Source organism: Chroococcidiopsis sp. [FACHB-1243], assembly GCF_014696895.1.
Taxonomy (GTDB): domain Bacteria; phylum Cyanobacteriota; class Cyanobacteriia; order Cyanobacteriales; family Chroococcidiopsidaceae; genus Chroococcidiopsis.
On record NZ_JACJQX010000019.1, the window covers coordinates 11,912 to 36,651 of the forward strand.

The 24,740-nt window shown below is 45.0% G+C and carries 20 protein-coding genes and 1 pseudogene; 13 read left to right on the top strand and 8 right to left on the bottom strand.

What is annotated here, in order from left to right; translation table 11 throughout:
• Nucleotides 1-60: 60 nt before the first annotated feature.
• Nucleotides 61-1,389, bottom strand: a complete 1,329-nt coding sequence (locus H6G17_RS15395; protein WP_192158573.1) for a hemolysin family protein — start codon at nt 1,387-1,389, stop codon at nt 61-63.
• Nucleotides 1,390-1,597: 208 nt separating this feature from the next.
• Here H6G17_RS15395 and H6G17_RS15400 point away from each other — a divergent pair, with 208 nt between their 5' ends.
• The 3 genes from H6G17_RS15400 to H6G17_RS15410 all read left to right on the top strand — a co-directional run bounded on the left by H6G17_RS15400 (nt 1,598) and on the right by H6G17_RS15410 (nt 6,641).
• A complete protein-coding gene (locus H6G17_RS15400; protein ID WP_192158575.1) occupies nt 1,598-1,861 on the top strand; it encodes a hypothetical protein in 264 nt (87 codons plus the stop codon).
• A 44-nt stretch (nt 1,862-1,905) separates the two neighbouring features.
• Entirely contained in the window at nt 1,906-5,514 is a 3,609-nt protein-coding gene (mfd, locus tag H6G17_RS15405; protein WP_192158577.1) for a transcription-repair coupling factor, read from the top strand.
• A 455-nt stretch (nt 5,515-5,969) separates the two neighbouring features.
• Nucleotides 5,970-6,641 carry a 2OG-Fe dioxygenase family protein gene (locus H6G17_RS15410; protein WP_192158581.1) on the top strand — a complete coding sequence of 224 codons (672 nt, stop codon included), beginning with the start codon at nt 5,970-5,972 and terminating at the stop codon, nt 6,639-6,641.
• Between the two features lie 254 nt (nt 6,642-6,895).
• Here the strand turns inward: H6G17_RS15410 and H6G17_RS15415 are convergent, their stop codons facing one another.
• On the bottom strand, nt 6,896-7,561 hold the full coding sequence (locus H6G17_RS15415; RefSeq protein ID WP_192158583.1) for a hypothetical protein: 666 nt from the start codon (nt 7,559-7,561) through the stop codon (nt 6,896-6,898).
• A gap of 324 nt (nt 7,562-7,885) precedes the next feature.
• Between H6G17_RS15415 and H6G17_RS34660 the strand changes: the two are divergent.
• Nucleotides 7,886-8,249 (top strand): annotated as a pseudogene (locus H6G17_RS34660) (3D domain-containing protein); the annotation flags it as partial.
• Between the two features lie 45 nt (nt 8,250-8,294).
• Here H6G17_RS34660 and H6G17_RS15425 read toward each other — a convergent pair.
• On the bottom strand, nt 8,295-9,545 hold the full coding sequence (locus H6G17_RS15425; RefSeq protein ID WP_192158586.1) for a VWA domain-containing protein: 1,251 nt from the start codon (nt 9,543-9,545) through the stop codon (nt 8,295-8,297).
• Between the two features lie 470 nt (nt 9,546-10,015).
• Here H6G17_RS15425 and H6G17_RS15430 point away from each other — a divergent pair, with 470 nt between their 5' ends.
• Nucleotides 10,016-11,383 carry a phosphatidylserine/phosphatidylglycerophosphate/cardiolipin synthase family protein gene (locus H6G17_RS15430; RefSeq protein WP_192158588.1) on the top strand — a complete coding sequence of 456 codons (1,368 nt, stop codon included), beginning with the start codon at nt 10,016-10,018 and terminating at the stop codon, nt 11,381-11,383.
• Nucleotides 11,384-11,503: 120 nt separating this feature from the next.
• On the opposite strand, the gene H6G17_RS15435 is transcribed toward H6G17_RS15430, so the two are convergent.
• The 3 genes from H6G17_RS15435 to H6G17_RS15445 are packed head-to-tail and all read right to left on the bottom strand — an operon-like array spanning nt 11,504 to nt 14,350.
• The gene (locus tag H6G17_RS15435) at nt 11,504-12,202 is read right to left on the bottom strand and encodes a pirin family protein (protein ID WP_192158590.1); all 699 of its coding nucleotides are present in this window, start codon (nt 12,200-12,202) and stop codon (nt 11,504-11,506) included.
• A 59-nt stretch (nt 12,203-12,261) separates the two neighbouring features.
• Nucleotides 12,262-12,483, bottom strand: a complete 222-nt coding sequence (locus tag H6G17_RS15440) for a hypothetical protein (RefSeq protein ID WP_192158592.1) — start codon at nt 12,481-12,483, stop codon at nt 12,262-12,264.
• On the bottom strand, nt 12,440-14,350 hold the full coding sequence (locus H6G17_RS15445; RefSeq protein ID WP_192158594.1) for a PBP1A family penicillin-binding protein: 1,911 nt from the start codon (nt 14,348-14,350) through the stop codon (nt 12,440-12,442). Before H6G17_RS15445 ends, H6G17_RS15440 begins: the two co-directional genes overlap by 44 nt.
• 119 nt (nt 14,351-14,469) lie before the next feature.
• On the opposite strand from H6G17_RS15445, the gene tyrS reads away from it, so the two are divergent.
• The 3 genes from tyrS (at nt 14,470) to H6G17_RS15460 (ending at nt 17,358) form a co-directional block, all read left to right on the top strand.
• Nucleotides 14,470-15,741: a tyrosine--tRNA ligase gene (gene tyrS, locus H6G17_RS15450; RefSeq protein WP_192158596.1), complete on the top strand. Its 1,272-nt coding sequence runs from the start codon at nt 14,470-14,472 to the stop codon at nt 15,739-15,741.
• A 70-nt stretch (nt 15,742-15,811) separates the two neighbouring features.
• Complete coding sequence (pyrF, locus tag H6G17_RS15455) at nt 15,812-16,522, top strand: orotidine-5'-phosphate decarboxylase (RefSeq protein WP_192158598.1); 711 nt, start codon at nt 15,812-15,814, stop codon at nt 16,520-16,522.
• Nucleotides 16,501-17,358 (top strand): hypothetical protein, encoded by an 858-nt coding sequence (locus tag H6G17_RS15460; RefSeq protein WP_206757161.1) that lies wholly within the window; start codon nt 16,501-16,503, stop codon nt 17,356-17,358. Before pyrF ends, H6G17_RS15460 begins: the two co-directional genes overlap by 22 nt.
• Before the next feature lie 23 nt (nt 17,359-17,381).
• Here the strand turns inward: H6G17_RS15460 and H6G17_RS15465 are convergent, their stop codons facing one another.
• Nucleotides 17,382-18,071 carry a uracil-DNA glycosylase gene (locus H6G17_RS15465; RefSeq protein ID WP_192158602.1) on the bottom strand — a complete coding sequence of 230 codons (690 nt, stop codon included), beginning with the start codon at nt 18,069-18,071 and terminating at the stop codon, nt 17,382-17,384.
• A gap of 334 nt (nt 18,072-18,405) precedes the next feature.
• On the opposite strand from H6G17_RS15465, the gene H6G17_RS15470 reads away from it, so the two are divergent.
• From H6G17_RS15470 to H6G17_RS15490, 5 genes are all read left to right on the top strand, one after another.
• The gene (locus H6G17_RS15470; protein WP_192158603.1) at nt 18,406-19,104 is read left to right on the top strand and encodes a phosphoribosyltransferase family protein; all 699 of its coding nucleotides are present in this window, start codon (nt 18,406-18,408) and stop codon (nt 19,102-19,104) included.
• A 212-nt stretch (nt 19,105-19,316) separates the two neighbouring features.
• Complete coding sequence (locus H6G17_RS15475; RefSeq protein WP_192158604.1) at nt 19,317-20,378, top strand: chlorophyll a/b binding light-harvesting protein; 1,062 nt, start codon at nt 19,317-19,319, stop codon at nt 20,376-20,378.
• An 81-nt stretch (nt 20,379-20,459) separates the two neighbouring features.
• Entirely contained in the window at nt 20,460-21,983 is a 1,524-nt protein-coding gene (locus H6G17_RS15480; RefSeq protein ID WP_192158606.1) for a chlorophyll a/b binding light-harvesting protein, read from the top strand.
• A 121-nt stretch (nt 21,984-22,104) separates the two neighbouring features.
• Nucleotides 22,105-22,614: a flavodoxin FldA gene (gene fldA, locus H6G17_RS15485; RefSeq protein WP_192158608.1), complete on the top strand. Its 510-nt coding sequence runs from the start codon at nt 22,105-22,107 to the stop codon at nt 22,612-22,614.
• A gap of 78 nt (nt 22,615-22,692) precedes the next feature.
• Nucleotides 22,693-23,424, top strand: coding sequence for an alpha/beta hydrolase (locus H6G17_RS15490; protein ID WP_192158610.1), 732 nt, complete (start codon nt 22,693-22,695; stop codon nt 23,422-23,424).
• 30 nt (nt 23,425-23,454) lie between these two features.
• Here the strand turns inward: H6G17_RS15490 and coaBC are convergent, their stop codons facing one another.
• Entirely contained in the window at nt 23,455-24,666 is a 1,212-nt protein-coding gene (coaBC, locus tag H6G17_RS15495) for a bifunctional phosphopantothenoylcysteine decarboxylase/phosphopantothenate--cysteine ligase CoaBC (RefSeq protein ID WP_192158613.1), read from the bottom strand.
• Between the last annotated feature and the right edge of the window lie 74 nt (nt 24,667-24,740).

A 24,740-nucleotide genomic window follows, 5' to 3' on the forward strand; every position in this document is an offset into this window, starting at 1 on the left:
GGCAATGCCCACCCTACTATAAAAGCTATTACCGACCACCAACCACCTACTACCAATTACCTACTCTTCCTTCTCTGGCTTTACCCCTCTACCTTCCATCGGAGTAACTAACACTTTATCTACTCGATTACCATCCATATCCATCACTTCAAACTGCAATAATTCCCATGCAAAACTATCTGTAGCAGCAGGAATGCGACCGAGATGAGTAATCACAAAACCGCCTAAAGTTTGATAACTACCTCTATGTTCTTTGGGAATTCCTTCAATATCAAAAATTTCAAAAAATTCATCTACAGGTAACATCCCATCCAACAACCAAGAACCATCTTCCCGTTGCACTGCCATTGGTTCTTCTAAGTCACCTGCATTGGGGACATCACCGACAATCTCCACCATGATGTCATTCAGCGTCACCAAGCCCTGGATCACGCCGTATTCGTCTACCACCAATGCCATGTGAATGCCCGTTTGCTTAAATAATTCTAAGATTTTTAATCCCCTAGTACTTTCGGGAACAAATATGGGTTGTCGCAACGATACGGTAAGGTCGAGGGCTTGACCGGACAAACAACGCTCCAACATATCGGTAACGTGACTAATTCCCAGAACGTTATCTAAACCCTCCTGACAAACTGGAAAGCGGGAATGACAGCTATCGAGAATTTTTTGGCGATTTTCTTCAGGGGTGTCCTCCAAGTCCAGCCAAACAATATCAGGACGTGGTGTCATCAAAGCACTAACGGGGCGATCGCCCAACCGAAATACCCGTTCTACCATATCCTGTTCGGCAGCTTCAAAAGTTCCTGCTTCCGTACCCTGCTCGATCAAAACGCGAATTTCTTCTTCTGTCACTTGCGGATCGTTAGAAGGTCTAATTCCCATCAACCGCACGACAAGATCGGTTGAGGCACTGAGCAGATAAACTACAGGAGAAGCAAGCCTTGCCAAAAACCGCAACGGCATGGCAACAACAGTTGCAATCTTTTCTGGGTAATTGAGCGCTAATTGTTTAGGTACGAGTTCCCCAATAATTAGCGTTAAATAAGTAACGAGTAAAACAGCACTTACAGAGGCGATCGCGCTGTTGTATGCCGCAAGTCCAGGTACTAAACTCACCAGTGGAGCCAGCCTAGTTGCTACAGCCGATTCTGCAAAAGCACCAGATAAAATTGCTAGTAGCGTAATGCCAATTTGTACGCTAGCTAGAAACTGATTGGGAGCATTCGCCAGGTCTAGAGCGACACGAGCTTTTTTATCCCCCTGGTTAGCCAGACTTTGTAGCCTTACCTTCCTTGCCGAGACGATCGCGAGTTCCGACATCACAAAGATGCCATTGGCAAATATCAGTAGGAGAATCGTCAGAACTTCAAGAGAAATGGAGGACATTAGTTTTAATTGTTGCTGCTACTCAGGGCAAGCGGTGCTGAATGTTGGCTACCTATTATCCAGTATCGGAGATCTTTTCATCTCCAGTTTCTCGCTTCCAAGTCATGATGCAACAATTTTTCATAGAATCTCAATTGGATGGAGAGGTAGTATAAGCAACTATACTTAGGTAGGGAGCAGGGAGCAGGGAGCACACGAGCAGTGACCAGTGACCAGTGACCAGTTAACAATCCACTACACCTCACACCTCACAACGCCAGTCGCGGGACTCGGGGACACCCTACGGTCGGTTGCTACAACGGAGGGCGACGAAGTCCGCGACGCGCCATCCCCGCAACGCACCGATCTCCCGCACGGCGCTGGCTCCCCTACACCCGCATCAACACGCACCACTCTCTTACCAACTACCAACTACCAACTACCGATTACCCTTCCCCCTATTATTGTTGAGAATTTTAGAATGGAGAAATAGCATCTATCCCGTTGCAATTTTCCGTCTGCTGTAGCTAATAACTTATGGCTTTTTCTTCTATCGTGCGTGCCTTAGGGCGATCGCCACTGTCAACCGAACTCATATCTAAACTCAATCGCCAGCAGGTCTGTTCTCTTAATGGCGTTTCGCGCTTGCCTAAAGGGTTGGTAGCTTCGGCTTTAGCACAAGCACAACAGCGTCACCTACTCGTTATCTGCGCCACTCTGGAAGAAGCCGGACGCTGGACAGCTCAACTCGAATCGATGGGTTGGGATCGAGTCCATTTTTACCCAACCTCAGAAGCATCGCCCTACGAACCCTTCGACCCCGAAACCGAAATGACTTGGGGACAGATGCAGGTGTTGGCAGACTTATTAGAGGGTAATGGGTCATCGGTAATGGGTAATGGGAGAAACCCTAACCAATTACCAATTACCAATTACCAATTACCAAGAATGGCAATTGTCGCCACAGAAAGAGCTTTACAACCCCACTTACCACCAGCAGACGTGTTTCAACCCTATTGTCTGACGATTAGTAAGGGGATGGAATTCGATTTGGGTGACTTTGGCGATCGCCTTGCAGCAATGGGTTACGATCGCGTACCCACGGTAGAAACCGAAGGACAATGGAGCAGGCGCGGCGATATCGTTGACGTGTTTCCCGTCTCTTCCGAATTGCCCGTGCGTTTGGAGTGGTTTGGCGATGAAATCGAACAAATTCGCGAGTTCGACCCAGCGACTCAACGCAGTTCTGTGGGTGGCACGGCACTTGACAAGATATCACAAGTCGTGCTTACACCAACCAATTTTGCTCCCATCGTTAAAGCAGCACTAACGGAGGAACAAACAGAAATTGTTAAAACCTACCTTTCCCCAGAAGAACGAGAACTATTCGACGCAGGAAATGACCCAGAAGGTAGCCGCCGCTTTCTGGGTTTAGCTTTCCCCCAACCCGCATCCCTGCTTGACTATTTACCCAAAGATACGATTATCACCATTGACGAACTAGAACTATGTCAAGCGCACAGCGATCGCTGGGTGGAGAATGCAGAGGAACAGTGGCAACAATTGGGAATTCGGAATTCCGAATTCGGAGTTGACTTACCAACTACCAATTACCAATTACCAAGAGTTCACAGAACATTTGAAGACTCTTTAGCAACAGCCCAAGGATTTCAAGAATTATATTTATCGGAATTAGCAGTTGAAGAAAGTCCCTCAGCTAATTCTGCTTATGTGACTCCCCTCAATCTTGCCAGTCGTTCGATTCCCGTCACGCCTCATGCGTTTGGGAAGTTAGCAGAGACAATTCGACAAGAACGCGATCGCGGTTTTTCAACTTGGCTGGTTTCGGCTCAACCATCCCGTTCTGTCTCCCTATTGCAAGAACACGATTGTCCCGCCCAATTTATCCCCAATCCTCGCGATTACCAGGCGATCGATAAATTGCAACTTCAGCGTACACCTGTGGCGTTGAAATATTCGGGGGTAGCAGAATTAGAAGGTTTTATTCTGCCTACATTTCGTCTGATGGTGGTGACTGACCGCGAATTCTACGGTCAGCACAGCCTCGCTACCCCTAGCTACATTCGCAAGCGCCGCCGCGCCGCCTCGAAGCAAGTCGATCCGAATAAGTTGCGTCCGGGGGATTTTGTCGTCCACAGAAACCACGGGATTGGCAAGTTTTTGCGGCTGGAAAGTCTGACGATCGATCGCGAAACGCGAGAATATTTGGTCGTGCAATATGCCGATGGTTTGTTGCGCGTCGCCGCCGATCAACTCGGTTCGTTGTCTAGGTTTCGCGCCACCGACAGCAAGCCGCCAGAACTGAACAAAATGTCGAGTAAGGCGTGGGCAAACACGAAAAACCGTGCCAGAAAAGCAATCAAAAAACTGGCGGTGGATCTGCTGCAATTATATGCTCAGCGATCGCAACAATCGGGTTATGCTTATCCAATTGATTCTCCTTGGCAGGTAGAATTAGAAGATTCTTTCCCCTATCAACCGACAACAGACCAACTCAAAGCGACTCAAGATGTCAAGCGCGACATGGAAAGCGATCGCCCGATGGATCGTTTAGTCTGTGGCGATGTGGGTTTTGGTAAGACTGAAGTGGCAATTCGCGCTGTTTTCAAAGCCGTCACCGCAGGTAAGCAAGTTGCTTTCCTTGCCCCTACCACCATTCTGACGCAACAGCACTATCACACGTTAAAAGAACGCTTTGCCCCTTATCCGGTAAACGTCGGCTTACTCAACCGCTTTCGGAGTGCCGAGGAACGAAAAGATCTACTCAAGCGATTGGCGACGGGTGAATTAGATATTGTGGTCGGGACGCACCAACTACTGGGTAAAGGTGTCAGCTTCCGCGATTTGGGACTATTGATAATCGACGAAGAACAAAGATTTGGGGTAAACCAGAAAGAAAAAATTAAAGCCTTGAAAACTCAGTTAGACGTACTAACTCTTTCTGCGACTCCCATTCCCCGCACCTTGTATATGTCATTGTCGGGAATTCGGGAGATGAGTTTGATTACTACGCCGCCTCCCTCCCGCCGACCGATCAAAACTCACCTCGCACCTTACGATACTGAATCAATTCGTAGCGCCATTCGTCAAGAACTCGATCGCGGCGGACAAGTTTTTTATGTCGTTCCGCGTGTCGAAGGAATTGAAGAGACAGCAGCGACTTTAAGAGAAATTGTTGGCGGGGCGAGAATTGCAGTTGGACACGGACAATTAGATGAAAACCAATTAGAATCAACAATGCTTTCCTTTAGTAATGGGGAAGCCGATATTTTGGTTTGCACGACAATTATTGAATCGGGCTTAGATATCCCGCGTGTAAATACAATTCTAATTGAAGATGCTCACCGCTTCGGTTTATCCCAACTCTACCAGTTGCGGGGGCGTGTCGGACGGGCGGGAATTCAGGCTCATGCCTGGTTATTTTATCCCAAACAACGGGCGCTATCCGATACCGCAAGGCAGCGTTTGCGGGCAATTCAAGAATTCACTCAACTCGGTTCTGGCTATCACTTGGCAATGCGCGATATGGAAATTCGCGGTGTGGGAAATTTGTTAGGCGTAGAACAATCCGGTCAAATGGATGCAATTGGTTTCGATTTATATATGGAAATGTTAGAGGAAGCCTTGCGCGAAATTCGCGGTCAGGAAATTCCCCAAGTGGAAGATACGCAAATCGATTTGAATTTGACAGCGTTTATTCCCACAGATTACATTACCGATTTAGACCAGAAGATGAGTGCATATCGGGCTGTAGCAGCGGCGAAAACTAAGGAAGAGTTAATCCAACTTGCCGCAGATTGGAGCGATCGCTACGGGGGAATTCCCACTGGGGCAACTCAATTATTGCGCGTCATGGAATTAAAACAACTAGCGAGAAAATTAGGATTTAGTCGCATCAAACCCGAAGGTAAACAGCACGTTGTTTTAGAAACTGCGATGGAAGAACCAGCTTGGAATTTGATGATTGCTAACTTACCTGATAGTTTGCGATCGCGCTTTGTTTACTCGCCTGGTAAAGTCACCGTGCGCGGTTTAGCAGTCCTTAAAACGGAACAACAATTGCAAACTTTAATTGATGCTTTGAGCAAGATGCAAGGTGCAGTTCCAGAAACGGTAATGGTTTAATGGGTAATGGGTAATTGGTAATTGGTAATTGGTAATTTGTAGCGGCGGGTTTATCGCATAACTCTGACATATACGAAGATCTAGATGAAAAACCCGTCCTACGCTTTGATTTCCCCCACCTAAATTACCATACGTGCATATTGGTTAGTAACCCACTGTATAAAGATATCCAATGGTTTTAGAGTAGGGAAATTTCTTATCTGTACTTTGGCAAGCGATAACTTCATTCAGCAACGCTTACGCAGTATTTAGACACGATTTTAGTATTTTTACTTACAAAATATGGCTCGAAGAAAATTTAGTATTTTTTGAGACAATTTTGCCATTTTGTTAATAAATTGAAACTTTTTGTAATGAAGTTAACAGCAGTTTGAAAAATCCAAATTATACTATAAATAGGGATTGTTTCTATAAGCAAAAACGATCGGGGATCGAAAATAAAGGATTAGTTTTCTATGCAAAAAATACTAAATTCAAAAAAACTAGGCTACGACTTATTATTTACATTACAAAAGGCAAATTTTATCAACTTAGAAGAGTTGCAGCGTTTTTTCCAAGATTTGCCAGTAGATCCATACATTAAGGGTAACTATCGCCGCCGCCGTTTATCCCGTTTTAGCATCACAGACGGAAAAGTGGTGAAATTACCTCACGGTCGCTTATTTCAAAGCAAAGAATATAATCCTGTAGTCGGAGATATTCAAAGAGAATTTCATGAAATTGATGATGCTCTGGTAGTGCATGAAGATTTTACAAGATTGCTGTTTGCTTTTAATGATGCTTGTAAATTGTATTCTGACTCTCGAGAAATTGGCGTGCATCAAATTAGAACGACTTGTTCGGCAACCAATTTTGGCAATCCAGCACCAGAGGGAATTCACCGTGATGGGACAGATCTGATTGCGATCTTTTCTATCGGACGTAATAATGTCCAAGGGGGAGAGACGCACTTATACAGATCTAAAAAGGAAAGTCCTGTGTTTAATAAAACTCTCAACCCTGGAGAACTTTTGTTACTTAACGATCGCGAATTTTTCCATTATACGACTCCCGTTAAACCGCTAAATGATGAGACCGATGGAACGAGAGACGTGTTTGTATTAACTTGTCCGAGTCTGCTGTCGTAGTCGTTGTTACTTGTAGGGGCGCACAGATGTGCGCCCCTACCACAACCTACACCCTACGTCCTATTTCAAGTTAAAGATCGAGGCAAAGGGATTCCAGCAGATAAGATAGCAATCCAACTTGAGTTATAAACACATCGTTATGATGGTTAACGGTTGACAGTCAACCGTTAACAAGCAATACCCAAAATTTACGAATCATTTAGGATTTCTATAGTACTTCTTAAGATAACTACCAAGTTAAGGCGAAACTCGATTTAAGCTAAGCTTAAATCGAGTTTCGCGGATTTTATTGAGTTATAATAACTGGCTGATATCGACTTTACTAATTTTACATAACCCTTGGGTTGAGTTAACAATTCCTTGGTTTGCTCCACATGTTCTTGAAGTTGCCTTACATTGACTTCAGCTTTTGTTTGATTTGCTCGCAAACGCTGAGACATAATCGTTTCCTTGCCAAATTGCTGCGGCAATTCTGTTAATTTCCGAGCTACTTTCTCTTGAAGTTGCATGAAATTAGCTTTATTACCAATAAACTGAAATCCTAGCTCGTTGAATTGAAAGCTAAGTTTCTGTGAATGAGTTCTTAATTCTTTTGAATCATTTAAGATTTGCTGAGCTATCATGTTCGGTAGAGTAGCTGTGTTGGCGATCGCCTCTTCTACCTCCAGTTTCTGTGCTGGGATGGCGCGACCAGAAGTAGCATTGAATAGTGCAACTAAAGACTCGCTGACTAAAACTTGCCGATCGAGTGCTTTCCCTTGGTAATCTTTTGCTGGGGTAATCTCTTGTTGCTGTGGGGCGAGTGCGCGGCACAATTCTTTGTTTGTTTGTTCTAATTCTTGCTCTAGAGCTTCTATTTGTTGCTGCTTATCAAGTAACTCTGCTCCTAGATGTTCTACCATCCGATGTAAAGACTCCATCTATTCGCGGAGAATCTCTACTTGTTCGCGGAGAATATCTACTTCAGAAGAGGTAGATATTGATGATAGTTCCATGTTGGTATCGATTGAATGCTCTACATCAAATGCAGCCATAGTTAGATTCTATCTGTCTTAAAGTTTGGGTTAGTACAACTGTCTTAGTATAAGTATCGTTATATAATCTAACGCTAACTTCCTTGTACGGGCTACTATCGGACGAATAGATTATTCTGACACCTTTTTACAATGTTGGTATTTGAGTTCTTCATGCAGAATTACAACGATGAAATAACTGAAAAATTTAAATGCGATCGCAGTATTCACCACCCGGCAGAATTAAATACATATCTACCCCGATACCGTACTTTTGTCTTTTTTCAACCCACAAACAACGCTGCACCTCACGGATACCTGGGAGTACCAGTCACAGCCGAGCGATCGATCGCCACAGATAAGTCACTTACGCCGCCTGGTGCTTTAGCGCTGATTCATACTCAAATTCCATTTCGATCGACAAGGACAGCTAGAACAGCGTACTGTTAGCCGCTACGTCCTCAATCAAGACACGGGTAGCGCCATCAAAGGAGCGGGTAGAGTCGATTACTTTATGGGAACAGGCGATCTAGCGGCAAAGCGTGCTGGAGTTACAGTCAGTAACGGACAACTTTATTATTTGTTATTGAAATAAGTAGCGAGCAGTGGCGATGAGAGCTAGCCACTCACAAATGACAAATTATTGCGTCGCCTGTGCCAATTCCTGCCGAAATAAATTTAAATCTATTTGAGGATTGCCAGTATTAGTTAATAAGCGATCGCGCCATGTTGTAATCCGCTCTTGCCTTTCTTTCAAACGGGCTAAAACATGATTATTATACTTAAGATTTGTTCCTTGCAGTGCAGATAAACGATTAACCTGACTAATAATTTGACCTAGCTCGCGATTCATTTTAACTGTAGTACAGGCTGTAATCTGATTGATGCTAGGATTAGAACTTGTAGGAGGTTGAGGTCGATTTTCTGTTAGTTGAATTGTTGTATATTTTTCTGCCTCAATTTTCTCTTGTGTCCGTTCAAAAGCAGTATTGAATTCATTGGCATCGCGTACTAGAAAGTACTCACCTCCGCCAGCTTCAGCTATGGCTTGCAACTGCTGCTGCGTGGTTTCGTTTTCATCTAAGCCGATCGTATTTACCGTAATTTTTGCCGGAGAATTGTGTAGTTCTCTGGCAACTGCTACAGCATCACCATTACAATTGTCTGTCCCATCAGTAATTAAATAAATAATATTTTGATTGCTAGTCCCATCGCGATCGCTGAGAATATCGTTTAATCTTGATAGACTTGCCGTTATTGGTTTATAAATTGGTTGAAATTCAGCCTCTGAGGTGGGTTCGTTGGCTGGTGCTAAAATTAAGCTGCTCAGCTGTACTAGGGAATACATAGTTTCGCTAGCAGCACATACAGTAGTCGGATCTGTTGTTGCATCGGCGCTGCGATCGCCAAATAGATTAACTCCAACTTGAGTTGTAGAAGGAAATGTACTGACAAAACGAGCGATCGCAGCTTTAGCAATGTCGAATTTCGTAGTACCGCTACCTGTAAACACTCGCATAGAATCAGAAGCGTCTAACACAAATATTTTATTCTGCTGCTTCATTTTAGTAATTTTTTCTGTGGGATTTACCTTAGAAGCATTTGAGTTCGTAACCGCATCGAGATTAACTGATACAGGCTCTAAACACTCTTGATAATTTTCCCCATATTGTGCCAATAGCTGCTGATAGTAGGCTTCTGCTGCATACGGATCGAGTTCGGTAGATCGATCCGATCGTGTTAAGTTTGTCTTGATTTCTGTAGTTTGAGTAGTAGAAGTTACATCAGAATTATTGGCAGAATTATTTTCTTCAGCATCGCAACCGCTGATGGCAAGCGATAAAGGGATTAATACTAAAAGTAGTGAAGCGCAAACTGTTTTGATGTTCATGTCTATCTTTGACTTACTACTTATATTTTTTGATACTTATATTGCAAGTCCTGTTGCAAGTTTACTATGGCGATCGCCCTAAGTTTGTTTATTTTTATCATTTTACTTTTTGACTGCGACTGGCGAGATTCCCCCAACCCCCCTTTTTAAGGGGGGCTATAGAAGCTTTTCTAAAACCAAATTTTAGTGAAAGACACGACGTGCAACTTTCTTTGGTTTCCCCGTTTCCCAAAGAGGACTAGGGGGATCTGGCGAGGAGGTAACTGAGTTTTTCGATCCTCTAACTCCCTTAAAAAGGGGGGCTATAGAAGAGCGTCTAGAAGATAATTTTAGAGAAATGGTATGAAGATAACAATTCTCGGAAATTGGGAATTATAAGTTCGTATCATCATGAGTCAGTCCTTCCAGTTACTTGTGACGACACATTTCTCAAAACTGCAAAAAATGTCTAGAAAACGCGACTTTTAGGAATGAGACAGAAACGCTTAACTCGCCCCCAGCATTTACGAACAGTCAAAATAGCTTTATTTGTATTGTTATTAGTTTTTGGGTTTGTTTTATTTCAAATATTCAAACCCAAAACACACTTAGAAATTACTCAACCGCTTCCTCAAGACTCTGCTATTCAAGTTTATTTTAATCAAAATCAAGCCGCTTCTTATCAAGACCCTTATCGGCATTTTATGCGTTTAGGGGACAATCTAGAACAACAAGCGATCGATGCCATATCTCAAGCTCAATCGTCAATAGATTTAGCAGTGATGGAATTTCGACTTCCTTTGGTTGCAAAAGCACTCGTTGCTAAACAGAAAGCAGGTGTAAAAGTCAGACTAATAATTGATAGTCAATATAATAAAACTTTAGCAGATTATACTTCAGCGGAAATTGCTCGTATGAAGCGACACGATCGCCGAGCTTACGAAGAACTAAAACGATATCCAATCGATGCCTTAGCTTTGTTGCGATCGCATGGCATTGAAATTAAAGACGACTCCAATACTGCTAATGGTAAAACTAGAGGCAGTGGGTTAATGCATCATAAGTTTTTAGTTGTAGATAATAAAACTACAATTATATCTAGCGGTAACTTTACAACTTCCGATTTGCATGGAGATTTTCAGGTTCCGGCAAGTCGAGGTAATCCAAATAATATGGTCGTCATTCCCAACAATCCTCAAATTGCTCAAGCTTTAACAGATGAGTTTAATTATATGTGGCAGGGATTATTTAAATCTCATAAACCACGCAGACAGCCTTTAACATTTTTAGTTGGAACGGGTCACGTGACGCTGAGTTTTTCACCTGCTGCTCGCACTGAAAACCTTGCTATGACTAGTAATGGTACGATTTCTTACTACATCAAAAATGTGAAAAAAAGTGTACATGTTGCCGTTTTCGTATTTTCAGATCGAGAAATTAGCGATAGTTTAGCAACAGTACGAGATACAGGAGTAGAAGATATAAAAATCCTGATAGACCCAGATTTTTATCGACAATCTTACTCTAAAGCCTACGATGCAATGGGATTATGTCTGCCTCGTCATAAAAAGGGTGTTAATCATATCAAACCTTGGCATCGTCCCATTAATACAGTTGGTTTTCCCAAAGCAACAATAGGCGATCGCGGCGTACACAGTAAAATGGCAATATTAGATAGCAGACAAGTCATTACAGGTAGCCACAATTGGTCGGAAGCGGCAAATTATTCTAATGATGAAACCTTAATTATCATCGATCGTCCCACAGTTGCAGCCCACTACGAACGAGAATTCGATCGCCTTTACCGCACGGCAATATTAGGAAAAGCGAGTATGCCTCATGCAAAAGTGTGTCGTTAAATCAGTTATCAGTTATCAGTGAAGAAAGAAAGAAGGGTGTAGGGAATTGGTAGTTGGTAGTTGGTAGTTGCGCCCCCTTGTCCTCCTTGTCTCCCTTGTCCCTTCTATCTCCCGCCGCAACTACGCCAAGTCAAAAAGTAATATTTCCGCGTCGCGATCGCTGCTAATTTCTAACAATTCAGCGGCGCTGGTTGCTACTCCATCTCCAGCCATTAAATGATGACCGTTAAGCGTCACTGCACCCCGCGCTACTTGCAACCATGCATAACGATTTGGTTGCAATTGATAAGTGACCCGATCTTGCGGTTGCAATATGGCTGAATACAAATCCACGTCTTGATGAATTGTCACAGCACCATTGCGTCCATCTTTAGCTGCTATTAAGCGCAATTTTCCCTGTCTTTCTGCAACTGAAAATGCTTTTTGTTCGTAACTCGGTTCCAAGCTTTGGCGATCGGGCAGAATCCAAATTTGCAACAGGTGAACTGGTTCGGTAGCAGAAGAATTGAATTCGCTGTGCATAATTCCCGTTCCAGCACTCATCCGTTGTACTTCTCCAGGTCGGACGATCTCCCCATTACCAATACTATCTTTATGTTCGAGTGCGCCTTCAAGAACGTAGGTGAGAATTTCCATGTCCCGATGTCCATGAGTCCCAAACCCTCTTCCTGGCTGGACTCGATCTTCGTTAATTACTCGTAGCGATCGAAATCCCATGTGAGAGGGGTCGTAGTAGTTTGCAAATGAAAAGGTGTGATAGCTATCTAACCACCCATGATTTGCATGTCCCCGTTCTTGGCTTTGTCTGAGTGTAATCATATCTCTTCCCCCAACTTGGTTTTGCCAATTGATTCAATATCGATTAATTTAATATTAAACTAATTAGCCAAAAAAAGAGAACCACCGCCATGTACGGCTTTCCCTACAAAGAAAGTGATGCGTGATGAAAGGGTGTGGGGTGTAGGGGACTGGTAGTTGGTAGTTGGTAGTTGGTAGTTGCACCTGAAGCTCCCCTGCTCCCCTGCTTCCTTGTCCCCCTTGTCTCCCTCAGCTTCGTCATTTAGGTCGATCGAACTGAGAAGGAGGACGGAAATTCTCAACTGGAGTATTTTTCAAGGCTTGTGACATGAACGATCGCCAGATCGGGGCAACGAATACGCCACCTGTTGCACCTTTACCTACAGGACGGTAGTTGTCGTTGCCTACCCAAACCGCTGTGGATAGTTGAGGCACGAAACCAACAAACCAAATATCCCTTTCTGAGGAAGTAGTTCCCGTCTTACCTGCGGCGGGGCGACCGATTTGGGCGGCGGTTCCCGTCCCGCTAGTAATTACCCCTTTCATCACATCTGTTAAGGTAGCGGCTGCCCAAGGTTCTAAAACGAGTTGGGGTTTGGGCGAGTTATCGAGGATAACGTTACCACTACTATCGGTGACGCGGGCAATAATAGTTGGTTTGGACTGCCAACCGTAATTAGCAATTGTCGCGTAGGCGCTTGCCATTTCCAAAGGCGTGACACCGATCGCTCCTAATGGTAAAGATGGGACTGGTTCCATCGGGCTGTTGATGCCTAAGATACGGCACGTCTCGACCACCTTATTCAAACCCACAGCACTACCTAGCTTCACGGCGGGGATGTTACGCGACACTTCGAGCGATCGCCGCACTGGCATGGGACCGTTGAAAGAGTCATCGTAATTTTTCGGAGTCCAAATTCCCCCAGGGATGCGGTAACTGACCGGAGTGTCGTTGATAACGCTGTTGGGCGTAAATTTTCCTGAAGCAAATGCCGTGTAATAGACAAACGGCTTAAAAGAAGATCCTGGTTGGCGGCGGGCTTGAGTCGCTCGGTTAAATTCGCTTTTTTGATAATCTACCCCACCTACCAATGCTTTAATAAATTGAGTGCGCGGATCGACTGATACCAAAGCCATCTGGTCGGCGCGGACTCCCTGAGAGCGAATGGTTTTATGCCATTTTGCTACGGTTTCTTCGGCGATCTGCTGCATTCTGGAATCAATGGTAGTTTGCACCCGCAGCCCGCCTTTTTGCACGGCTTCTAGTCCGTATTCCCGTTCTAACTCTTGAGCCGCAGTATTGGTGACGAAGGGCATACTACTACGTTGGAACGAGCGAACTTTCCCCAGGGTAATTTTCGTTTCTCTCGCCTTCTCATCTTCCTCTGCCGTAATCCAGCCCAAGCTACGCATTCGGTTCAAAACAGTTTCTTGGCGTTGTTTCGCCGTTTTCATGCTGACAAATGGGCTGTAGTTTTGCGGTGCTTGAATGATTCCTGCCATCATCGCCGCTTCCGCCAAATTTAAATCTGCGGCTGACTTGCCGAAATAGCTTTGGGCTGCTGTTTCTACACCATAGGTGTTGTGTCCCCAATACACTTGATTGAGGTACATTTCTAAAATTTGGTCTTTGCTGAGAATTTGTTCTAAACGAATGGCTAAGACTGCTTCGGCAACTTTGCGGCTAAATCGGCGCTGCTGCGTCAGAAAAATATTTTTAACCAGCTGCATCGTCAGTGTCGAGCCGCCTTCTGCAACTGCCCCGCGTTGCCAGTTGACGATTGAGGCACGCCCGACGCTACTAATATTTATGCCGTTATGGGAATAAAAATGACTGTCTTCGATCGCCAGGACTGCTCGTTTTAATTCTGGAGAGATTTTATTTAAAGGTATGACTTCGCGATTGGCTTCGCCGTGAATGCTAGCAAGAACTTTGCCGTTTATGTCATAAAAGTAAGATGTTTCAGAAGGAATATAGTTACGCAGAACTCTGACATCGGGTAAGTTGCGGAAGCTAATTGCTAAGCCGACTAGCCCTCCAGCTACAATGGCACTAGTCAACATAATGACTGCTAGAAGGGTTCCGCCTGTCACCTGACTGACTTCTTTTAGAAATTTCCAGCCAGGTGATGAATATCTCGGTTTTTCTCGGGCAATGCTAGAAGACACAGCGGTTTAATTTCCTCAACTTAATAGCCAAGAGATTTGTCTGCGATCGCGATCGCCAAATCAGCGGATAATTTTGTCACTATAGTAGTCTGTCAATTAAGCGATTGAGAAGGTTGCGAGTGAGTGTAACGAATTTATCATCCCCAAGGCAAGAGCCAAGCTCTCAATTAGCCACCGCGACACCCGATCCAAATTGGCTGCGACGTGGTGTCAGCGAAATCTTTCCAGACCAGCCTGATTCTAGCAATCCTGAAGAAAGTCTGGAAAAATTGTTAAAAACGACAAATCGACCCTTGCGTATCAAGTTCGGGATCGATCCCACTGGCGCGGAGATTCATTTAGGTCATAGTATTCCAGTCCGCAAGCTCAGAGCGTTTCAGGATGCCGGACATAAAGCGGTTTTGCTGATTGGCGATTTCACGGCTAGAATTGGCGACCCGACTGGCAGATCGGAAGTTCGCCGTCAATTGAGTGCGGCAGAAGTTGCCGAGAATGCTAAGAATTATTTAGATCAGGTACGTCCAATTTTAGATTTTGCTCCCGACAAGCTGGAAGTTCGTTACAACTCAGAATGGTTGTCAAAACTCGATTTGACCAAAATTCTAGAATTGTTGTCTACGATGACTGTCGGGCAAATGTTGGCAAAAGAAGGGTTTGCCGAACGTTACGAGAAAGAAAATCCCATTTACATCCACGAATTTCTCTATCCCCTGGTACAGGGATACGATTCTGTAGCGCTAGAAGCAGATGTAGAGTTGGGTGGGACAGACCAAAAATTTAACATTGCTGTAGGGCGAGATTTGCAAAGACATTTCGGACAAAAGCCACAGTTTGGCGTGCTGTTACCAATTTTGATTGGCACGGATGGCAACCAGAAAATGTCTAAGTCGCTGGGAAATCAAGTGGGACTGCTAGAAGACCCCCTATTGATGTATTCTAAGCTGGAAAAAACGCCAGACCATTTGCTCAAAGATTATTTCGAGCTATTGACAAATTTACCCTTAGACAGTTTGCCGGAAACTCCCCGCGATCGCCAGAAGCTGCTTGCTTTAGAGGTTGTCAGTCAATATCACGGCAAAGAAGCTGCTCAAAACGCTCAAAAAGCAGCAATGTCACTGGTACAAGGCAATACAGCCGATACTTCAGCCGTACCAGAATTTTCGCTATCTCAAATCAAATTTCCAGCAAAATTGTTTTACATTGTCAGCGCCAGTGGTTTGTGTCCGACTAGTTCAGAAGCCCGCAGGCAAGTTCAAGGCGGAGCAGTTAAACTGGATGGCGATCGCCTCAACCAAGTAGACCTAATCTTCAATTCTCCAGATGAATTGGATGGTAAAGTCTTACAAGTTGGCAAAAATAAATTTGTCAAATTAGTAAATGGTAATGGGTAATGGGTAGTTGGTAGTTGGCGATCGTTCTCCCTTGTCCTCCTTGTCTCCCTTGTCTCTAAACCCAACACCCATGCATACAGACCGAATTATCGTTCCCCTAGACGTACCAACAGAAGCTCTTGCGATCGCGCTTGTGGATCGGTTGCCGCAGGTCAGCTTTTGGAAGGTAGGGTTAGAATTATTTGTTAGCTGTGGCGGTGGTATTCTCAGTACGTTGAAACAGCGGCAAAAGCGGATATTCCTAGACCTTAAGTTTCACGATATCCCGAATACGGTAGCTGGGGCATGTCGAGCAGCAGCAGGGTATGGAGTCGATTTACTGACGATTCATGCGACTGCTGGTAAAGATGCTTTGTCACTGGCTCAACAAGCGGCACAGGAGGGAGCAAAGACGGCGGGTGTAGCACCACCAAAATTAATTGCGATTACTGTTTTAACGAGCCTTTCTGCCCGTCAGCTTGCCTTTGAGTTAAAAATTCCCCTGGAATTACCGGAATATGCCTTAGAAATGGCTTCATTAGCTCGGGAAGCAGGTTTAGATGGGGCTGTTTGTTCGCCGCAAGAGGTAGAACAGTTGCGGCGGATTTGCGGCGATGGTTTTCTCTTAGTGTGTCCTGGGGTGCGTCCGAGCTGGGCAGCAAAAGGCGATCAAACGCGATCGCTTACCCCCACGCAGGCAATTCAAGCAGGGGCAGATTATCTTGTCATTGGTCGTCCAATTACTGCTGCTGCCAATCCAGAGGAGGCTTGGGAGCGTATTTGTCAGGAGTTGGCGGGGTGATGAAGAGAGCTGAGGGAACTGGGGGAGTGAGGATTTTACAGTTTATCTCGATTTTTGTTGCCTTTTTATCCCCACTTCCTGCTGTCTCGATTACCCCAGCCGGACGCACAGCCGTGCGCTCCTATCAACTGTTGTACGGGCGGCAAGATACTTCACTAATAACAAACGTGCGCTCCTATCAACTGTTGTACGGGCGGGTTTACCAAGATACTTCACTAATAACAAATATCTTGGGTAAACCCGCCCCTACTAAGATTTATCCGACTCCCGACTCTCCTGTACGGGCGGGTTTGGAACGAAGATTTCCGGTTGAGGCTGTCAATCTGTTTGCTAAACCCGCCCCTACGACTCCCGACTCCCGCTGTTTCACGCAAGATATTAAAACTCTGACCGACCAACTCCTACGAGATTTACCTGGATATGCCAATCGTACTAGTCAACGCGCTCGTAAGTTAAACCGCAGTACCGATCTTTACACATACGTATTGGTAGCAGGACAGCCAGAGTTTGAACCTTTAACTACCGATCCTGGTGTTTACCAGCCTAAATCGCCACAGGCGGACGGTGAAGACGTACAGCAGATCTTTTTTACTACCTTGGAGCGACAGTATTTAAAGGATCGCGCCGTAGAATTGCAGGGGTTTCACTGGGCTTTTTTCGCCAAAACTGAAGATGGATGGCGTTTGGCTAGTATGTTTACTCGAATTGGCGATCGCGCTAGCAAAAGACCCCCCACGCCACCAGAGGAAACGAGTGATGGTATTATTGCCCAGGCAATTGAAACTTGGTTGCGTGATTGTCGAGCCAGAAGTCGGGCGCGAGATGCGAAGGAGTAGGGTGCATTAAATAACGTACCCTACTAGCAAATCTCATCCAGTTTTTTTCTCACTTCTTGAATATCCTGCCACATCAACCACTTAGGACTACCTTTTTCGCGAGATTGGTTGCGTAACAAATAAGCAGGATGGAAGATGGGCATACACAAGCGTCCTTGCCACTCCAACCACGTACCACGAATTTTAGATATCGCTCTTTTTTCGCCTAACAATCCTTTGAGTGCTGTTGCGCCAGTTAAAAGAATAATTTTTGGCTCGATTAGGCGAATTTGTTCTAACAAATAAGGCTTGCAAGCCTCTACTTCATCAGTCGTGGGGGTACGATTTCCTGGTGGTCGGCATTTATTGATATTGCAGATATATATATCTTTGTCTGTATTTAATTTTACAGAATCTAGAATTTTCTCTAAAAGTTGTCCGGCTTTCCCCACAAAGGGCAACCCTGTCTCATCTTCGTTTTGCCCTGGTGCCTCGCCAATAATCATAATCGGGGCTTGGGGATGACCTCGCCCAACTACGGCATGATGGCGCGTTGCTCCTAGTTCGCAGCGCTGGCACTGATTGCAGTGCTGTGCCAATTCAACTAGGCTGGGGTATGTTCCTGGGGGAATGGGAATTTTAGCATTTGTGGGAATCAGATCCAGTTGCGGCGGTGCGACTGGTTCGACGATATCTGAAGTTGCAAATAAGTTGAGTTGGTCTTCGCTAGACATGGAATAAAAATTGTAGCTGCGCTAGCAAACCTTCCAATTGTAGCGAAATTGTGACTACTTTAACCCTCTTTCTATCTACTTATCTCCCCTACAACTCCCGACTCCTGTACGGGCGGGTTTTGACCAAAGATTGACTGCTTCAGTTGCCGATTTATTGACTAAACCCGCCCCTACAACTCCTGACTCCCGACTAAGACTGAAAATGAGAAAACTATTACTGAAAAAATAAATCTTGTTGCATTTGCTAGCCGATTGGAAAAAAGCCTGTAGAACACAGTTAAACTGCGGAAACATCCTTGAAGATATAAGCAGTATGCCGTCCTCAGCCGAAAGTATGTCAACTGCTATATTGTTTCGCGATCGCGTTGCTGCTGGAGAACAACTAGCACCAGAAATTCATCGTCTTCTGGACAAAATTGCGGCTGTTTCTAACGTTGCCCCTTATCCGATTGTCTATGCTCTACCACGGGGAGGATTGCCTGTAGCAGTGCCAGTAGCGCGGCGGCTGCGTTGTCCGATAGATATTGTGGTGGCAAAAAAGATCGGTCATCCCCAAAATCCAGAACTAGCGATTGGAGCAGTTACAGCAGATGGTAATGTCATGTGGGCAGGACAAACATCAATTGCTCTCCAAAATTCACCACCGGGAAAAATAGCGCTGGAAGCAGCCCTGAGCAAGGCAAAATTGCAGATGGCAGTCCTCAATTCTGGTCGCTCCCAACATAGCGCGATCGCCCAACAAACGCGAGATACGATCGCGATCTTAGTCGATGATGGCGTTGCCACTGGAATGACAATGGCAGTAGCCGCCCAAACGCTGCGATCGCAAAATCACATAGCAGTTTGGCTCTGCACTCCCGTCGCACCTCAAACCTTGCTACCTTGGCTAGAACAATGGGGCGATCGGATCGTCGTTCTGCACACGCCCAAATCTTTTCTGAGTGTCAGCCGCTTTTACGAAGAATTTCCTCAAGTAGAAACAAGAATCGCCCTTGCTTGCCTGCAACAACAGAAGTTGTGGTTAGGGCGTTAGGAGTCGTAAGTCGCAACTCGGAAGAGTGGCTAATGGCTGGTGGAACCAGAATTGCTTCCTTGTCTCCCTTGTCCCTACTCCCTGCTCGTGCGCTCCTTGCTCCCTAATAACGACTCCCTCAAAAATTTTAATAAAAACTATTGTCAATAACTAGATTCATGTTGTAATCTGTTCTCTCAGATTGTTGAATATTTTTCTCAATAGGAGGCACGGTGACAACTGTTGCTAAGAGTCCGTTATCGGTAGAGCAAAACGCTACCGAAGTTCCCTGGTGGGCGGGGAACTTTCGCCTGACCAATTTATCAGGAAAACTTCTGGGCGCTCACGTAGCCCATGCAGGGCTAATTGTGTTCTGGGCGGGAGCAATGACTTTATTTGAGTTGGCTCACTTTAATCCAGCCAAACCCATGTACGAGCAGGGTTTAATTCTACTACCTCACCTAGCAGCTCAGGGTTGGGGCGTGGGTGCTAGCGGCGAGGTGACAAGCACTTTCCCTTATTTTGCGATCGGCTCGATCCATCTAATTTCATCTGCATTTTTGGGTTATGGTGGGATTTTTCATGCCCTGCGCGGTCCAGCCACTCTAGAACATCGATTTCGTTTCTTTGGCTACGATTGGGCAGATACAGGCAAAATGACGACAATTCTTGGCATTCACCTGGTATTGCTGGGGATAGGTGCGTTCTTATTGGTCGCCAAAGCAATGTACTTCGGCGGTTTGTACGACCCAGCAGTGGAAAATGTGCGCGTCGTGACTAACCCGACACTCAATCCAGCCAGAATTTACGGTTACTTGTTCGGTGCAGTAGGCAATTTCTGGATCGCTGGCGTTGACAACCTGGAAGATGTTGTTGGCGGTCACATTTGGGTTGGTGGAATATTAATTTTGGGCGGATTGTTTCATATTGCAACCAAACCGTTTCAATGGACGCACCCTTTATTTGTTTGGTCGGGAGAAGCTTATCTTTCTTACAGTTTGGGTGCTTTAGCGCTCATGGGCTTTATCGCGACTCTCTTCGTCTCAGTCAACACTACCGTTTATCCTGAAGTATTTTACGGTCCTGCACTCACGATTCGGCAGAATTTTGTACCTTACTTTTCATCACCCGATCCTGAGTTCGTGACTTCTCGAACTTGGTTAGCTAACACTCACTTCTGGTTAGCTTTCTTTTTCCTACAAGGGCATATCTGGCACGCACTGCGATCGCGTGGGCTGGATTTCCGTAAAGGGAGAGTGAGCGAGGCAGCAATCCTTCCCAAACCGATCGCCTGAAGCTAGCTTAATGCAAATTATTTCAACTTAAATTTGAGCCGGCGATCGAAAAGATGCAAATATTTCTCAAGGAAGGCATAAATGACAGCAGTAATTTCTGATAGTCCATACAGAAACCAAATTCCTGAAGTTGGCTGGTGGGCTGGTAACTTTCGTCTCACCAATCTATCGGGCAAATTGTTGGGCGCTCATATTGCCCACTCTGCATTAATCCTGTTGTGGGCTGGCGGAATGACTTTGTTCGAGTTATCTCGTTACAACCCAAGTTTACCAATGTACGAACAAGGGTTAATCCTGCTACCTCATTTAGCAACTCTCGGCTTTGGTGTTGGTGCTGGCGGGCAAGTGACTAGTACCTATCCCTACTTTGTCATCAGCGTTTTGCATCTGATCCCTTCGGTGATTCTGGCAGCGGGTGGGATTTACCACTCTTTACTGGGACCAGAGGTGTTAGAAGATAACCCCACCTTGGCTGGCTTTTTCGGTTATGACTGGAAAGATACAGATAAAATGACGACGATCTTAGGCATCCACCTGATGCTTTTAGGTTTAGGTGCTTTACTGCTCGTCGCCAAGGCAATGTTTTGGGGTGGATTGTTCGACCCTTGGGTAGCTGGCGGCGGAGATGTGAGGGTTATTAATCATCCCACGCTGAACCCAGTCCGCATTTTTGGCTACTTGTTCGGTGTTTGGGGTTCGGAAGGAATGGCGGCTGTCAATAACTTAGAAGATATCGTTGGCGGTCACATCTGGGTTGGTGGAATGCTAATTGGTGGTGGCATTTTTCACATCTTGACTAAGCCGTTTGCCTGGGCGCGTCGAGTTTTAATTTACTCAGGTGAAGCGTATCTTGCCTATAGTATTGGTGCTATAGCCTATATGGGCTTTTTTGCGGCGTACTTTGCCTCGGTGAACAATACCGCATACCCCGAAGTTTTTTACGGTCCGATTCGCACTTTGGAAAGTTCTCCTGGGATTGTTTCTAGCCGTGGTTGGTTGGTTGCTTTCCATTTCGTTCTAGCCGTCATATTTCTCCTCGGTCACATTTGGCACGCCCTCCGTTCCCGCGCGATCGCCGCTGGATTCGATTTGAAAAAAGGCGACTTGATCCAGCCACCGTTATCAAACCCTCGATCGGGCGATCGCTTTTCCTCGGTTGAGGCTAACGACCTGACACTGAACTTTCTGAAATACCTACCAATTTATCGCCCTGGTATTACACCTCTTTCGCGAGGGTTAGAAATTGGGATGGCTCATGGTTATTGGTTAGTCGGTCCTTTTACCATACTAGGCTCGCTGGGTTCCTTAAACGATAGTCGCGCCAGTAATTTGCTCGGTTTACTAGCCGCAGGTAGTTTAATTGTCATCCTGACGATTGGGTTCTCAATTTACGGTAGTACCTCACAGGAAAAAAGCTTGGTTACAGTTCCACGCCCAAATTTTGCAGTCACAGTACCAAACGTACCAGAGTCTCTACAAGCTGTAGATAACTGGAGTCAGTTTTCGACTGGATTCTTCATTGGTGGAATTGGTGGAGCAATCTTTGCTTATTTGCTCTTAACTAACCTGAATTTATTTCGGGCGATTCCTATGATTGGAAGCTAAAGACTAGGGGCTAGGGAAATTGGGGAATTTTGGATTTTAAATTATAGTTTCTTCCCCGACTCCCGACTCCCGATTTTCCCAACAGATTTCATGTCAAACAAAATAATTTCAGGAGAATAGAATGGCAAAAGTCGGTATTTTTTATGGTTCCACAACGGGAAAAACCGAAATGGTTGTCGAATCACTTCAAAAAGAATTTGGTGAGGATGTAGTAAATTTGCATAATATCGCTGATGTGGATGAAAGCGATTTTGAGGAGTATACTAATTTGATTGTTGCTTGCCCTACTTGGAACATTGGCGAACTCCAAAGCGATTGGGATGGTTTTTTCCCCGATTTAGACGGCATTGATTTCAGTGGTAAGAAGGTAGCTTATTTTGGGACTGGCGATCAGATCGGTTATGCCGATAACTTTCAAGACGCAATGGGAATTCTAGAAGAAAAAATTGCAGAATTAGGTGGGACAACTGTTGGATATTGGTCTACAGATGGTTACGACTTTAATGAATCTAAAGCTGTGAAGGACGGGAAGTTTGTTGGTTTGGCGATCGATGAAGATAATCAATCTGATTTAACTGACGAACGAGTAAAAGCTTGGGTAGCGCAACTCAAGAAAGAGTTTGGCATGTAGTTTAATAGTTAACAGAAATTTGTGGGGTGCGTTGATGAACGCACCCTACCAGTCATCTCAACTCTGAAGGAATTTTTCATGTCATTTCCCCATTATTTGTGGTTGAATACTAGTTCTAGTTTGCGCTGTTTTGAACAGCCTTTGTTAAATTATTTATCTAAACGAGTTTCAATCGCTCGTTGGGAATATTCGCAAACTCAAGACGAAGCTAGTTCGCTCGATATTGCCATAGAATTGTTAAACGACTATTTACAAAAGACAACCCATCCCGTTCACTTAATTGGACATAGCACGAGTGGCTTATTAGGATTCTTGTATGCACGTCAATATCCTGAAAAGATTGCTTCTTTGACTCTTTTAGGTGTAGGTGCAGATGTTGCTATTGATTGGCAGGTTCACTATTACACTCACTTACAAGCTCTAAATCGGAAAAAAGTTTTATCTACAATGGCTTATAATTTATTTGGGTGTTATGACGATCGCACAATTGAGGGATTAGTAAAGATTTTAGAAAAAGATCTCGATAGTTCGCTTTCACCCCATTCTCTTTGGCAAAAAGCTAATTTCCCTCACAATGGCGTGTCAGTACCATTAATGGTTTGTGGAAGTCTAGACGATCCAATTGTAGAAGCTACCGAACTCCGTAAATGGCAACCTTTATTCAAAGCAAGCGATCGCTTCCACCTTCATCCTGACGGCGGACACTTTTTTCACTTCTTTCAATCGCAACAAGTAGGAAAACATATTCTTAGCTTCTGGCAATCTTTAAGTTTATTAAATCAGCTAAAGGTAGTAGTTAATCCAGGATAAGTCAAAAGTTAAAAGTATTTGACTCACCACTCACCACTCACCACTCACCACGTCGAAAATCCGATGTGCCATTTCTAACTTAGTCCCAGAGGCGATCGCAATTCGATCGCCTGCTTTGTTTAAAAAAATCGCTTGATTGTTGTCGCTGCCAAATCCACTATCGGGTAGATCGATCGGATTGGCAACGATCGCATCTAATTTTTTGCGGTGTAATTTTTCCAAGGCTGGAGTGACTATATCTCCCGTTTGGGCAGCAAAGCCAATTAAAATTTGTTGAGGCTGTTTGCAATGTCCTAACTGGGCGAGAATATCTGTCACGGGTGCGAGAGGCAAACTTTCGGGTAGCGATCGCTTGGGTAACTTTTCGCGACTATAGTTTGCAGGTTTCACATCTGCTACAGCCGCCGCCATCACTGTAATATCAGCAGTAGGAAAGCACTCTAACATAGCCTTCTCCATTTCTGCCGCACTGACAACAGGTAGCGATCGCACTCCTGACGGTATTTCTGCGTTGACAATACCATGTACTAGAGTTACATCTGCCCCCCGATGGAAAGCTGCTTGTGCCAAAGCAATGCCCATTTTGCCCGTGGCGGGATTACCAATAAACCGCACCGGATCGAGATATTCTCGCGTTCCACCCGCGCTAATTAGAACTCGTTTCCCTAGCAAGTCTCGCTTGCCAGACGTACATAAAAAAGACTGAATATGAGTCACAATTTCTGCTGGTTCCGCCATTCGCCCCGCACCAACCCGATCGCAGGCTAGTAACCCATATCCTGTAGACATTCCATAAAATCGCTTATCTGTCAATAATTGCTGCCAGTTGCGCTGTACTGCGACTTGTTGCCACATCTCCGTATTCATGGCTGGGGCTAGTAATATGGGGCAAGTAGAAGCTAATACTGTATTTGTTAGCAAGTTGTCAGCCATACCATAGGCTAATTTCGCCAGCGTATTTGCTGTCAGGGGTGCAATTAGCATAATTTCCGCCCACTCCCCCAAAGCGATGTGTAAAGGACGCTGATGGGTAGGTTGCCAAAAGTCCGCATCAGTATAAGCTGGATGGCGAGATAAAGTTGATACCGTCAGTGGAGTAATAAATTGTCGAGCAGAATCGGTTAGGATAACTCTTACTTCTAATCCAGATTTAAACAGCGTAGAAATAACTTCGCAAACCTTATAAGCCGCAATCCCTCCGCCAATTCCAACCAACACTCGCCGAGGCGACTTTAGATTCATCTCAACTTACGACTCCTGTACGGGCGGATTTAACCGCACAATTTACATGCGATCGCCTCGGTTTTGCAAAAAAT